Here is a 13,430-nt window from a genome sequence, read left to right on the forward strand (position 1 = left end):
ATTAATATTTTTTACCGGCCGCACGCATTTATAAATGGAAAATATGGTCGCTATCGGTTAATTTTTCCATTTTTGTTTCTTCCGTTTAATGCAGTCGACAAACGCCTCCAGGCGGGTAATAATGCCGACGTCGCTCGCGTGTTCATCAATACTGAGCGTGAGCAGCGGCAAGTCATAGTCCCGCGCGATGTTTTTCAGCGCGTACTCGGCAACCACCTCGGGCATACACCCAAACGGGTAGATATGGATTATGCCGTCGTACCCGTTCTTGGCGCACCATAAAGCGCCACCGACCGTTCTTAACCCTTCACCGCCGACATGATAGTTGAGATAAGGCCGCGCCTTGTTTAGATAGGCCTTCTCTTCATTATGCAAGCCCAGCGCCTGCAGCATGGTATTTAAAAACACCCAATCGCCGGTATAGACAAACCGTTTAACCTCTACCCCCTGTTTTATCAATTCATCTTCAATGGCATGGTTTACATATGGTTCAAGCAAGACATAAAACTCGCCAACTAGGCCAATTCTGACCGGCTGCCTGGCAGACTGCCCAACGGCCTGCACCAAGTCAAGCACGGCGCTTTGTTTGTAGCTTATATCGCTGAAACTCAGGCAGCCGGTAAAGTGCCGCGCCGCGTTGTTGCAGATGGCAATCAGCTTGTCCGGAAAATCTGAGCGCGCTCCGTAATAATTCTTGGCGCTGGTAATAGCATCAAGGGCTTTAAGCGTCTTTACGGCCAGCGTGATGTTTTTTAAAATGTCCAAACGATTAACCTGCGGCGCAGCCTGCCGCAGGAAGCGGTACAGACTGCTGAAAAGATTGTTAGTGTCAATAGTATAAAACCGGACGTCTCCGCGCTTGGCCAACTCGATTTTCTGCACGGCGTTATAAAAACCTAAACGGCACTTGCCGGCGCCGCATACGGTTAAAAAAGTATCGGCGCCACGGTCAATACTTTCCAAGAAATTACCCATATTGATTTTGTATGGCAAACATACACCCTCCGGGGAATAGAGCGAACCCAGCTCGACCGTTTTTTTCGTAATCGGCGGCGCCTCAACCACTTCAAAGCCCAGGTTGGTTAACATATTGTAAACTGGGATACTCAGATACCCCATATGGGGGTAAGTCACTTTCAAAATTTCGACCTCCTTATATTTCCACCGCGACGGCATGGGCAATGCAGGGAATGGATTCCTTCTGTTGGTACGAAATCGGGCTGTGCAGGCTGCCGGTACCGATCACTAAAATTTTTTGCAGTTTACGGGCCTGCAGCATTTGATAAAGATAACCGGTAAAGACTACCCCGGAACTGGCGCAGCCGCTGGCGCCGGCGTGAGCATCCTGGTCCTCGCGATAAATCATGCACCCGCAATCTTCGTAGTTTTGCGATATATCCAAGCCCTTTTCCTGCATAAGTTGAATTACTAAAGTTTTGCCGACAACGCCTAAATCGCCGGTAACAATCAGGTCATAATAGGCAGGCTGCCGCCCCGTGTCCTGAATATGCTGCCAGAGCGTGTCAACAGCCGCGGGGGCCATCGCCGGCCCCATGGCGTTTGGATCTTTAATTCCCATATCGATTATTTTCCCGATCGTTGCCGCCGTAACACGCGGCCCGCTCCCGCCATACGCCAGCACCACCGCCGCCGCCCCGGTAACTGTCCACTGCGAAATAGGCGGCCGCTGCACCCCCAGCTCAGTAGGAAACCGGTATTGCCGTTCAGCCGTGTCATGGTGGCTTGATACGGCAACGGCCACTTTATTGGCAAAGCCGCCATCGAGCAGTACGGCGCCAAGCAGCATGCCTTCCGCCAGCGTCGAACAGGCGCCGTACAAGCCTAAAAACGGCCTGCCCAAACTGCGCAAGGCAAAATGGGTGGCCATTAACTGATTGAGCAGATCGCCGGCCAATACATAGTCAACGGTATCGATGGTGCTGTTTTCTTTTGCCACGGCTTTGCGGATAGCCCACTCGAGCATATAGGATTCACATTTTTCCCAGCTATCTTGATTGTTCAGGTTGTCCGCCATTACCTGGTCAAAGTAACCGGCAAGCAGCCCTTCACCTTCCATAGGGCCAACAATGTTGGCGGTACTGGTAATAATAGGTGGCGCTCCGAAAATAATACTTTGCTTGCCTTGCTTTTTGTTCAAAATTTCGCCCCTCCGATCTTATCAGCCGGCAGCCAAGCTGCAACCAACGCCTTCCAATCCGCGCCGTCGGTTTTTCGGTTCTAACGGTAGAGCTATTTTAACGGACGCTATTTTTAGTATTGGCCGGGGCAATAAAATAATTCTTGTAAACAGCCCAGCAAGATTTGCCTCTGCCAATGGAGAGTTTTGTCGAAATTTGTTGACAGAAAACGTATCATATATTATCCTATTTCGTGCCTGCATATACGCACTTTAAAGGAGGCTAGCACTTGAACACCAACGATCAAAAAGTCCAAATTGTCGTTGCCGACCCGTCAGCCCTTGGTTTGTTTGGTCTCGCGATGGTTACGCTGGTTGCCTCTTCACAGAAGCTGGCTTGGACGACCGGTTTGTCCTTTGTCATTCCCTGGGCTATCTTTTTAGGCTCAATTGCGCAAATGATGGCTTGCGTCTACGATTTTAAGCATAACAATTTGTTCGGCGCTACCGTTTTTGGCGCCTACGGCCTGTTCTGGGCAGGAGTAGCCGTAAGCTGGCTGATAAAAATGGGCGCCTTCGGCGCTGCTTTAGCCGCAGCAGTTGATGTCAAACAGTTGGGCGTCGCTTTTCTCGGCTATTTAATTTTTTCGCTTTTCGGAACGATTGCCGCCATGGAAACCAATAAAGTAATTTTTTCCATCATGGTTCTTATTGATATTTTACTAGGTGCCCTTACCTTGGATGCCCTTGGTCTCGGCGGCCATTGGGCGCATGGCCTCGCCGCCTGGACGGAGCTTGTTATCGCCGCCCTTGGTTTTTATGCCTCCGGCGCGACCTTCCTGAACAAGTGGTTCGGCAAGCAGTTTCTTCCGCTCGGAAAACCGTTCGGTATTTTTAAATAAGGCATTTAACCCCGACGAACCGGCTGTTCGTCGGGGTTTTAAATTTGAAAAAAGGGGGGACAACAGTATTTATTCACGAATAGAATAATCACTATTTCTACTATATATTTTACTCATATATCACCGTACGGTACAATGAAAGCAACACTAAAACAAGGAGGTATCGGTATGAGGCAAAAAGTATTTATTTCCGGTTTAATTCCGCAGATTGCTTACGAAATGCTGTCGCAGGAATTCGAAGTCACCATGCACCGCGATCTGCGGCTGTTATCCAAACAGGAGATAATTGAAGGCCTGGCCGGAAAAGATGCGCTGCTCTCACTGCTCTCCGACCCGATTGACGCCGACGTCATTGCGTCCAATCCCAAGCTGAAAATTATCGCTAACTACGGCGCCGGCTACAATAATATCGACGTGGCGGCCGCAACGGCCCGCAAGATTCCGGTCACCAATACGCCTGCCGTCTCGACCGACGCGACGGCTGACCTGACCTGGGGCCTTATCATCGCCATTGCCCGGCGGATTGTGGAAGGCGATAAAAACACCCGGGCCGGACGGTTTACCGGCTGGGCGCCGCTGTATCACCTGGGCGTGGAAGTCACCGGCAAGACGCTCGGCATTGTCGGCATGGGCAATATCGGCAAGGCGGTAGCCAAACGGGCCAAAGGGTTTGACATGCCGGTAATCTACTATTCGCGCACCCGGCTGAGCCCTGACGTCGAAAAGGAGCTCAACGCCGAATACCATGACCTGGACTACGTTATCAAGAACGCCGATTTTCTTACCTTCCATGTCAGTTATAGTCCGGAGCTGCATCACCTGATCGGAGCCAAAGAACTGGCCAGCATGAAGAAAACGGCATTTCTCATCAACGCCGCCCGCGGCCCGATTATCGACGAGCAGGCCCTGCTCACCGCGCTGCAAAATAAAACCATCGCCGGCGCAGCCTTGGACGTGTACGAGTTTGAACCAAAAATTACACCGGGCCTGGAAAAGCTGGACAACGTCATCCTCTGTCCGCACCTAGGCAACGCAACGGTGGAAACGCGCGAGGCCATGGCGCGCATCGCCGCCCAAAACATTATTGCCGTACTGCATGGCCAAAAACCCCTCACCTGTGTCAACCCGCAAATTTACGCCTAACCCATGACCGGAAAAATAAGGCGCGGCCTCGGCCGCGCCGTTTGTCTGATTATACCACGGCGACAGGCAATACAAATTGACGCCTTGCCGCGCTTCTTACGGCCTGCCAAAAAGCATGACGCTGCCTTCCCAACTAGGAAGGCAGCGTCATTAGCGTGACCGGACTGTATATTAGGGACGGGCGATGATGAGCTTTACAATTTTCCCTTTTACGTTCGTCACATCCTCGATATGGATACCGGCGGCAATGACATTTTGCACCGTGTCCCGGTTAATATTCGCGCCGACCAGATACAGCGAAACAGGGTTTAACAGATCCATGAGCCAGCCCAGCAGCGGGTTGTCGCTCCGGACATGCTCCAGTAAAATTATTTTCCCGGTTTTTTTGCACACCCGTTTTATTTCGCGCAGGCCTTGCACCGGGTCCGGAACCGAACAAAAAACGCAGGTGGCGACAACGGTATCAAAAGTGTCATCGGCAAAACTCATTGCTTGCGCATCCATCTCTAAGAGCTTTACCGGAACCTTGGCCAGTCTGAGTCGTGCCTGGGCTTTGCGCAGCATGCCGGGGCTAAAATCAATGCCTGTTACCTCGCAGTCTCCCTGATAAAAAGGCAGGTTTTGCCCGGTGCCGACGCCCACTTCCAAAACTTTGCCTTCCGCCAGTTCGATTGCTTGCCGACGCAGACGCGGCGATATCATCTTGTCCATCCAGTCATAGAAGAGCGCCGTCCGGTTATACCGCCGCCGGATGATTTCTGTTTGGCTGACATTATGAACTGCCATACGCTTCCCTTCTGGCTAACTTTAATATACTTAATATTATATATACTATACCAAGACATTATGAAGATCTTATGAAGAAATTTTGAAAAAATAATGGAATATGCCGCCGACGCAAAAACCCCCGGCCACACCTAACGTGAGCCGGGGGTTTCCATTTATTACTTAGTGCCAAAGATGCGGTCGCCGGCATCGCCAAGACCGGGAACGATGTAGCCGTGGTCGTTGAGACGCTCGTCGACCGAGGCAGTGTAAATCTCGACATCAGGGTGCTGCTCGTTGACCCGGTGCACCCCTTCCGGTGCGGCAACCAGGCACATGAGCTTAATGTTTTTGGCGCCCTTGCGTTTCAGCATATCAATGGTCGCCACCGAGGACCCACCGGTGGCCAGCATGGGATCGATAACGATAAAGTCACGCTCGGAAACGTCGGTGGGCAGTTTGCAGTAATACTCAACCGGGCTCAATGTTTCCGGATCGCGATAGACACCGACATGGCCGACTTTGGCCGCGGGAATGAGCCGCAGCACGCCGTTGACCATGCCAAGGCCGGCCCGCAGGATGGGCACGACGCCCAGCTTTTTGCCGGTAAGAACCTTGCACTTGCAGCGGGCGACCGGCGTTTCGATCTCCGTTTCCTCCAGCGGCAGATTACGGGTCAGTTCATACGCCATGAGCATGGCGATTTCCTCTAATAGCTCCCGGAAATCCTTGCTGCCGGTGTTTTTGTCGCGGAGGAGCGACAGCTTGTGTTGAATAAGGGGGTGGTCAATCACTTTTACCTGCATACACACATCTCCACATATATTTAATTTTTTCGCTTACCGCTATAAGTTGGTATAAAGGGGGTATTTGGCGCAGAGCTGACCCACCAAGGTGACGGCTTCGGCTTTGGCCCGGCTGTCGTCAGGATGCTTGAGCACCATGGCGATGATGCGCGCAATAGTCACCATGTCCTCCTCCTTCATGCCGCGGGAGGTAACGGCCGGCGTCCCGATGCGGATGCCGCTGGTGACAAAGGGACTGGCCGGGTCAAAGGGAATAGTGTTCTTGTTAACCGTGACGCCTACTTCATCCAGCAACCGTTCGGCCTCCTTGCCGGTGAGATTGAGGCTCCTGACATCCACCAGCAGAAGGTGGTTGTCGGTACCGCCGGACACAAGGGTAAAGCCGGCGCCCGCGAGCTCTTCGGCCAGCGCCTTGGCGTTTTTCAGGATTTGGGCCTGGTAAAGGCGGAACTCTTCCGTCATCGCTTCTTTCAGCGCCACCGCTTTCGCAGCGATGACATGCATGAGCGGCCCGCCCTGGATGCCGGGGAAGACGGCTTTGTCAATCGCCTTGGCCAGGTCGGCCCGGCACATGATCATGCCACCCCGCGGCCCGCGCAGCGTCTTGTGGGTCGTCGTTGTCACCACATCGGCGTGGGGAATGGGGCTGGGATGCAGCCCCGCGGCCACCAGTCCGGCAATGTGGGCCATGTCGACAAACAGCATGGCGCCCACTTCACGGGCAATCTCGCCCAGTTTGGCAAAGTCGATGATGCGCGGATAGGCGCTGGCGCCGGCCACGATCATCTTGGGCCGCTGGCGAATGGCCTCGGTGCGGACGGCGTCGTAATCGAGCTGATGGGTAGTGGGATTTACGCCGTAGGGAATAACTTTAAAATATTTGCCTGAGATGTTAACCGGGCTGCCATGGGTGAGATGGCCGCCGTGGGCTAAATTCATGCCCATGATGACGTCGCCGGGCTCAAGCAGGGCGAAATAGACGGCGGTGTTGGCCTGCGCGCCCGAATGGGGCTGGACATTGACATGCTCGGCCCCAAACAGCGCTTTGGCCCGTTCAATGGCCAGTTTCTCGACAATATCCACATATTCGCAGCCGCCATAGTAACGGTGGCCGGGATACCCCTCGGCATACTTGTTGGTTAGTATTGATCCCTGGGCTTCCAGTACCGCTTTGCTGACAAAGTTTTCCGAAGCGATAAGTTCCAATTTGTTTTGCTGGCGTTGACGCTCCAGGTCTATCGCCTGAGCGATTTCGGGGTCAATTCCGGCAAGTACGTTCAAAACTGCTTCCTCCTTCGCCGCAGATGTTTAGCTTTCTGGGTTAGCCGGCCATTCGTAGACGGCACGAGCCCCGCCGATAAGTTTCGGCCGGGTGCGCGCCGCCGTTACCGGCGCTTGGCCGATAACTCTTTGCTGAAGACGGACGGGTACCGCGACCCGCCGTAGATGCATACCGATTAGCGTGGCGCCGATGTCCAGCCCGGCATGGGCCTGAATCGTTTCAACCACCACCGGGTCGGCAAACTGGCGCATGGCCCGCGCCGCCAAAGCGCCGCCCGCCTTGGGCACCGGCACGACGGTGACCTGTTCAAGGCCGTACTGCTCCATGGTCTGGCGCTCGACAACAAGGGCCCGGTTTAAGTGTTCACAGCACTGAATAGCCAGTCTCACCTGAAATTCGCCGGCCACGGTCATCAGCCCGGCTAAAATTTCCCGTGCCACCGCGTCCGAACCGGCCGAGCCGATTTTAGCCCCTTGCACCTCACTGGTGCTGCAGCCAACAACCAGAATCTGCCCGGGCGCCAGCCCGGCCGCCGTAATAAGCTCCCGGACCGCCCGCTCGGTCTGCTCGCGAATGGTCAGGTTGTCCGCCATACGTCATCCCTCCGCCTATTCTGCTTCCAGCCTGGCGATCTGGTCCACCCGCCGGGCATGACGGCCGCCGGCGAACTCGGTGGCGAGCCATTTGGCCACGATGGCCCGGGCCAAGCCCGGCCCGATGACCCGCTCGCCCATGGTGAGAATATTGGCGTCATTGTGTTCCCGGGACATCTGGGCCGAATAGACGTCATGGCATAGGGCCGCCCGGATGCCCTTGATCTTGTTCGCGGCGATGGACACGCCGATGCCGGTACCGCATATAATAATGCCCCGGTCACATTCGCCGGCAGCCACCGCTTGGGCAACGCTACGGGAAATGTCGGGGTAATCTACCGAATCGGTCGAGTAGGTACCAAAATCGCGGTAGGCGATTTTCTCCTCATCCAAAAACCGCTTGATTTCTTCTTTAAGGCGAAATCCGCCGTGATCACTGCCGATCGCTACTAACATTCGACATGCACTCCAATTCCTGTCCTATTTTTCCCTTTCTTGTTCTGCGGCAGCGCCACCATCTCCTGCTAACGCGCGGATTTTTTCCCAAACTTTAGCGAGCATGGCTTCAAGCTGGCGAGCGCAAACCTCATATTCCGCTTCGTCGCCGCCGAACGGATCGGCCACATCGCAGGTTTCGCCGGCAAATTCGGCCAGGGTAAACGTTTTGCCTGCCGCTTGGGGCATGGCGCGCACCAAGGCCTGCTTATGCGCATCCGTCATCGTCAGAATAATGTCGGCTACCTGCACAAATTCAGGGGCAATCTGTCGCGACCGGTGGGCAGACAGGTCCAGGCCACGCCGCTTCATGACCGTCTGGGCGCCATGGGAAGCAGGCAGCGCCTCGCCGGCCGCCAAACCGGCCGACAGTACCTTGATGCGGTCGGTCAGGCCGCTTGCTTTGATTTTCGCTGATAAAAGCGCCTCAGCCATCGGACTGCGGCAGGTGTTGCCGGTGCACACAACCAAAATACGCAGCATCTTTCCTTTCAACCCCTATATAGTATGTCCGCTTAATCAGCATCATTTTCGCCTCGTCTACGGCTATTACCTGCTAGAAATGGAAAGTAGCAGAAAAACCGCAAAGTACGCGAAGAACACGAAGGGTTACGCGCGCGACATTCGTCGCGCAAGCATAGTTTACTTTGCGTCCTTTGCGCACTTTGCGGTTAAAAAAGCGGTTATTCTCACCACAGCGCCGTCCACAGGACATGCAGGCCGAGGGCGATAAGGACGGCGCCGCCGATTGCCGCGGCCCGCTCGCCGATAAAGGAGCCGACCCGCCGCCCCAGCCCCAGGCCGAAGACGGCGATGGCAAAAATAACGGCGCCGAGAATAATGCTCAATTTAATAAGATCCACATCCATCATGCCCAGGCTGAAGCCGGCCGCCAGTGCGTCAATGCTTACGCTGACCGCCAGCATGACCAGCGTCAGGCCCTGCAAGGGGTGACTGACACTATCCACGGCGTCACCGCCGGCAAGGTTTTCCTTAATCATATGAAGACCTAAGCCGGCCAGCACCAGCGCGCCCAAGGCGCTGGCCCAGTTTTGCACCGTCGCCGCCGGCAGGTCAATATGGTAGGTGCTCACATGCTCGACCACCGAACCTAACCAGTGGCCCACATAGTAGCCGGTTAGAATCATAATAATGTGAAACAGGGCAAAAACGGCCGCCGACCGGACGATAACCCTCAGTCTGACCCGGTTCATACCAATGGGCACGGCCACGGAAAACAAATCGGTCCCGAGCGCCGCGCTCAGCACGAATAGTTCCAGAACGCTCAATCCCCCCACCTCCGCACAGTAATGTATATGAGCGGAGGCAAGAACTTATCCTGGAAAGTTCATCATGCCTGCAAAATGCGGTAGCCGGCCGCTTTGCGCAGCCGGTTCATGACCGCCAGACCGAGACCGCTCTCGGTAATGCCTTCGGCATAGATAATGTCTACCGGCCAGGTATCAAAGTGGCGCAGCGCCTGGTAGAGGTTGGCGGCAATCGCGGCGGCATCGCCCCGTGGGCCATACACGGCCTTAACCACCGCCGGCGGCAGCAGCGCCGCCGTTTCCGCCGAAACGACCGCCCCGACCCGCCGGCCCGCAGCCAGCGCTTCCGTCACCTTGCGCCGCACCAGGGCGGCGGCGCCTGCGCCTTCCACCAGCGTCATCGGCGCGGCCGGAGCATAATGGGTGTATTTCATCCCCGGCGAACGGGGTCTGGCCGTACTCTGCGCCAGGGCCGGATCAACCTCGACCTCGCCCAGCGTATCCAGCAGCATTTCCAGGGTAATGCCCCCGGGCCGGAGCAGCGTCGGCACCGGCGTGGTGCAGTCCACCACCGTGGATTCTACGCCAATGTCGCAGGGGCCGGCGTCCAGAACGGCATCGATGCGGCCGCTGAGGTCAGCCAGTACCGCCTGCGCCGTCGTCGGGCTGGGACGGCCGGAGGTATTGGCACTGGGCGCCGCGACCGGCACCCCGGCCAACCGGATAAGATCCCGCGCCACGGTCGACGCCGGCAGCCGCACGGCTACCGTGCTCAGCCCACCGGTAACCGCGTCCGGCACAACGTCCGTCCGGTCAAAGACAATGGTCAGTGGCCCCGGCCAGTAACGCGCCATCAGCGCCGCCGCGTTGGCCGGAATACGGCGGGCAAGCCTCGCCACGTCGCCGCTGTCGGCGATGTGCAGGATGAGCGGGTTGTCCGACGGCCGCCCCTTGGCGGCATAGATGCGCGCCGCCGCCTGTGCGTCCAGACCGTTGGCGCCCAGGCCATATACCGTCTCGGTCGGAAAGGCGACCAGGCCGCCACGCCGCAGGATAGCGGCCGCTTCCGCCAGGATGCGCTTGTCAGGATAGTGTTTATCAACAAGGTAATACTTAGTTTCCATGCTCTCTCTCCTCACCGGTCGCGCCGCATGATCACGACGCGCTCAATGCCGGCGTAGTCCCTGATGACGGCTTCGACCCCAAGGCCGCTCATTGCGGCCAGGCCGGCCACTGCCGCCGCCTGGCCGCGGCCAACCTCGACGGCCAAAAAACCGCCTTCGTTAAGATGTCCCGGCGCCCCGGCGACGATACGCCGGTAAAAATCCAGGCCATCCGCCCCCCCGGCCAGCGCCGTGCGGGGCTCGTGCCGGACCTCGGGTTCGAGGCCGGCCAGGTCGCCGTCCGGTATATAGGGCGGGTTGGAAACAATGGCGTGAAACGTCCGTCCGGCAACCGGGGCAAAAAGGTCGCCTTGTTTTAAGGCAAGGCGTGCCGCCACGCCGTGCTTTTGAGCATTGGCGGCGGCAACCTTGAGGGCACCGGGGGAAATATCGACCCCTACGCCGGTGGCCGCCTTTAGCCGGTGGAGCAGGCTGACGATAATCGCGCCGCTGCCCACCCCCAGATCGAGGATGACAGGGGCGGATACCCCGGCGAGGCGCGCCAGCGCCGCCTCCACCAGTACCTCGGTGTCGGGGCGCGGCACGAGCACATCGCTCGTCACAATAAAATCAAGGCCCATGAACTCCTTATGGCCGGTAATATAAGCCACCGGCACGCGCAGCGCCCGCTGCTTGACCGCTTCACGAAAAGCGGCCAGCTCCGCCGGCTCCAGCGGCTGGTCATAATTCAGATAAAGGTAAAGGCGGTCCCGTCCCAAGATGTGGGAAAGCAGCACTTCGGCGTCAAGGCGCGGCGTAGCCACGCCCTTGTCGCGGAAGTACTGCCCCGTCCAGTTTAAGATGGCGCCGATTGTCCAGGTCTTGTGCTCTTTGGCGTTCATGTTATCCGACCTGCTTCAGCCGTTCGGCCTGATCGGCGGTGATGAGCGCATTGATGAGCTCGTCCAAATCGCCGTTTAAGATAAAGTCCAGTTTATGCAGCGTCAGGCCGATGCGGTGATCGGTCACGCGGCCCTGCGGGAAGTTATAGGTGCGGATGCGCTCACTGCGGTCGCCGGTGCCGACCTGGCTTTTGCGCGTTTCCGCCAGCTGTGCCCGCTGCTCTTCCTGCGCCGCCTCGAGCAGTTTGGCGCGCAGCACGCGCATCGCTTTCTCGCGGTTTTTAATCTGCGACTTTTCGTCCTGGCACTGCACCACGATGCCGGTCGGCAGGTGGGTAATGCGCACGGCCGATTCGGTCTTGTTGACGTGCTGGCCGCCGGCGCCGCTGGCGCAGTAGGTGTCGATGCGGAGGTCATTCGGATTAATGACCACGTCGTCCACATCATCGGCTTCCGGCAGCACGGCTACCGTCACCGTCGAAGTATGGATGCGGCCGCTGGCTTCCGTTTCCGGCACGCGCTGCACGCGGTGCACGCCGCTCTCGTACTTGAAGCGCGAGTAAGCGCCGTCGCCCTGGATACTGAAGACCACTTCCTTAAACCCGCCCAGGTCGGAGCTGTTGGCGTCCAAGAGCTCTACCCGCCAGCCCTGGGTCTCGGCGTAGCGGGTATACATGCGAAAAAGGTCGCCGGCGAAGAGGGCCGCCTCATCGCCGCCGGCGCCGGCCCGGATTTCGATGATAACGTTTTTCTCATCGTTGGGGTCCTTGGGCAGCATCAGGATGCGCAGCTCCTCTTCCAGCCGGACGCTTTGCTCTTTAAGTTCGGCCAGCTCGGCCTCCACCATTTCGCGAAAATCGTCATCCAGTTTTTCCTTCAGCATTTCCCTGGCATCTTCCATCCCTTGCAGCACCTTTTTGTACTCCCGGAACTTCGTGACAATCTCCGTGAGTTTGGCATGGGCCTTGGCGTGTTTCTGCCATTCGCTTTGGTTGGCAATAATATCAGGGTCGCTGATCAAATTTTCCAATTCCAGGTATTTATCTTCAATCGCCTGCAATTTATCCAGCATTGGCATTCACCTCCTCCGTTGTCGCTGCCGGGTCATCCGGCTTCACCGCTTCCAGGGCGCGGATGGCCACTTCGATCTGGTCGTCGCTTGGTTCGCGGGTGGTCAGCTTCTGCAGCCACAGGCCGGGAGCAATGGCGCAGCTTACCCACCGCTTGTCACTGCGGCCGGCAAAGCGGATAATCTCGTAGCTAATGCCGGCAATGACCGGCAGCAGGAGAATCCGCGACAGAATGCGCAGCCACAGGTCGGGCCAGCCTAAAAAGGCGAAAACGATAATGCTCACTACCATGACAATCAGCAGGAAATTGGTGCCGCACCGGGGATGGAGCGTGCTGTAGGCCCGCACATGCTCTACGTCTAAGGGCGCGCCTGCTTCAAAGGCATGAATGGTTTTATGCTCCGCACCGTGGTACTGAAAAACGCGCTGAATATCTTTCAGCAGCGAGATGCCGTAAATATAGGCGATAAAAATGGCCAGGCGTAACAGGCCTTCCATCAGGTTGAGGATACGGGCGTCAGCGGTGACGCCGTGCAGAAATTTGGCGGCATAGGTGGGAATGACGACAAAGAGCAAGATGGCCAGCCCAAAGGATAGGACCATGGTCATGGCAATGTCTCGCCCCGAGAGCGCCTCCTCCTCTTCGCCGGCGGCCTGGGCCGAAAACGAAAGGGCCTTTAGGCCGTAGACCAGCGATTCGACTAACGCCACTACGCCGCGGAGCAGGGGTTTTTTCAAAAGGGGATAGCGGTCGGTAAGCGAGGTCAGCGGTTCTTTGCTGACGACAATGCTGCCCGAAGGCTCGCGCACGGCTGTCGCAATATAACCCGGCCCGCGCATCATGACGCCTTCGATAACGGCTTGGCCGCCGATTGTAATTTTGCTCTTCACGGCTGTTCTCCTCTCCAATAAATCAAGAGTGGCCGGCGCCGGCAAAAACGTCCACATACAGCGAGAGCAGAGC

The 13,430-nt window shown here is 56.9% G+C and carries 15 protein-coding genes; 2 read left to right on the top strand and 13 right to left on the bottom strand.

The genetic code is table 11. From position 1 onward, the window contains the following. Window positions 1–57: 57 nt before the first annotated feature. Together BLQ99_RS00425 and spoVAD are read right to left on the bottom strand one after the other, a co-directional pair. Window positions 58–1,134: a hypothetical protein gene (locus BLQ99_RS00425; RefSeq protein WP_245690206.1), complete on the bottom strand. Its 1,077-nt coding sequence runs from the start codon at window positions 1,132–1,134 to the stop codon at window positions 58–60. 19 nt (window positions 1,135–1,153) lie between these two features. Continuing rightward, on the bottom strand, window positions 1,154–2,158 hold the full coding sequence (gene spoVAD / locus BLQ99_RS00430; RefSeq protein WP_093687041.1) for a stage V sporulation protein AD: 1,005 nt from the start codon (window positions 2,156–2,158) through the stop codon (window positions 1,154–1,156). Window positions 2,159–2,427: 269 nt separating this feature from the next. On the opposite strand from spoVAD, the gene BLQ99_RS00435 reads away from it, so the two are divergent. Continuing rightward, complete coding sequence (locus BLQ99_RS00435; RefSeq protein WP_093687043.1) at window positions 2,428–3,039, top strand: acetate uptake transporter; 612 nt, start codon at window positions 2,428–2,430, stop codon at window positions 3,037–3,039. A 168-nt stretch (window positions 3,040–3,207) separates the two neighbouring features. Next, window positions 3,208–4,182 (top strand): 2-hydroxyacid dehydrogenase family protein, encoded by a 975-nt coding sequence (locus tag BLQ99_RS00440; RefSeq protein WP_093687045.1) that lies wholly within the window; start codon window positions 3,208–3,210, stop codon window positions 4,180–4,182. Window positions 4,183–4,353: 171 nt separating this feature from the next. On the opposite strand, the gene BLQ99_RS00445 is transcribed toward BLQ99_RS00440, so the two are convergent. From BLQ99_RS00445 to BLQ99_RS00495, 11 genes are all read right to left on the bottom strand, one after another. Next, the gene (locus BLQ99_RS00445; RefSeq protein WP_093687047.1) at window positions 4,354–4,968 is read right to left on the bottom strand and encodes a class I SAM-dependent methyltransferase; all 615 of its coding nucleotides are present in this window, start codon (window positions 4,966–4,968) and stop codon (window positions 4,354–4,356) included. 158 nt (window positions 4,969–5,126) lie between these two features. Beyond that, window positions 5,127–5,753, bottom strand: a complete 627-nt coding sequence (gene upp, locus BLQ99_RS00450; RefSeq protein ID WP_093687049.1) for a uracil phosphoribosyltransferase — start codon at window positions 5,751–5,753, stop codon at window positions 5,127–5,129. Window positions 5,754–5,792: 39 nt separating this feature from the next. Next, the gene (locus BLQ99_RS00455; RefSeq protein ID WP_093687051.1) at window positions 5,793–7,034 is read right to left on the bottom strand and encodes a serine hydroxymethyltransferase; all 1,242 of its coding nucleotides are present in this window, start codon (window positions 7,032–7,034) and stop codon (window positions 5,793–5,795) included. Window positions 7,035–7,061: 27 nt separating this feature from the next. Next, a complete protein-coding gene (locus BLQ99_RS00460; protein ID WP_093687053.1) occupies window positions 7,062–7,628 on the bottom strand; it encodes a TIGR01440 family protein in 567 nt (188 codons plus the stop codon). Between the two features lie 15 nt (window positions 7,629–7,643). Beyond that, a complete protein-coding gene (rpiB, locus tag BLQ99_RS00465) occupies window positions 7,644–8,084 on the bottom strand; it encodes a ribose 5-phosphate isomerase B (RefSeq protein ID WP_093687055.1) in 441 nt (146 codons plus the stop codon). Between the two features lie 24 nt (window positions 8,085–8,108). Next, the gene (locus BLQ99_RS00470; protein WP_093687057.1) at window positions 8,109–8,606 is read right to left on the bottom strand and encodes a low molecular weight protein arginine phosphatase; all 498 of its coding nucleotides are present in this window, start codon (window positions 8,604–8,606) and stop codon (window positions 8,109–8,111) included. Window positions 8,607–8,812: 206 nt separating this feature from the next. Continuing rightward, window positions 8,813–9,412: a manganese efflux pump MntP gene (locus BLQ99_RS00475; RefSeq protein WP_093687059.1), complete on the bottom strand. Its 600-nt coding sequence runs from the start codon at window positions 9,410–9,412 to the stop codon at window positions 8,813–8,815. Between the two features lie 62 nt (window positions 9,413–9,474). Continuing rightward, window positions 9,475–10,515, bottom strand: a complete 1,041-nt coding sequence (locus tag BLQ99_RS00480; protein ID WP_093687061.1) for an L-threonylcarbamoyladenylate synthase — start codon at window positions 10,513–10,515, stop codon at window positions 9,475–9,477. 11 nt (window positions 10,516–10,526) lie between these two features. Beyond that, window positions 10,527–11,396, bottom strand: a complete 870-nt coding sequence (gene prmC, locus BLQ99_RS00485; RefSeq protein WP_093687063.1) for a peptide chain release factor N(5)-glutamine methyltransferase — start codon at window positions 11,394–11,396, stop codon at window positions 10,527–10,529. 1 nt (window position 11,397) lies between these two features. After that, window positions 11,398–12,468 (bottom strand): peptide chain release factor 1, encoded by a 1,071-nt coding sequence (prfA, locus tag BLQ99_RS00490; RefSeq protein ID WP_093687065.1) that lies wholly within the window; start codon window positions 12,466–12,468, stop codon window positions 11,398–11,400. Continuing rightward, window positions 12,458–13,357, bottom strand: a complete 900-nt coding sequence (locus BLQ99_RS00495; RefSeq protein WP_093687067.1) for a DUF1385 domain-containing protein — start codon at window positions 13,355–13,357, stop codon at window positions 12,458–12,460. Before BLQ99_RS00495 ends, prfA begins: the two co-directional genes overlap by 11 nt. Window positions 13,358–13,430 lie beyond the last annotated feature (73 nt).

This window comes from Sporolituus thermophilus DSM 23256 (assembly GCF_900102435.1).
GTDB classification, from domain to species: domain Bacteria; phylum Bacillota; class Negativicutes; order Sporomusales; family Thermosinaceae; genus Thermosinus; species Thermosinus thermophilus.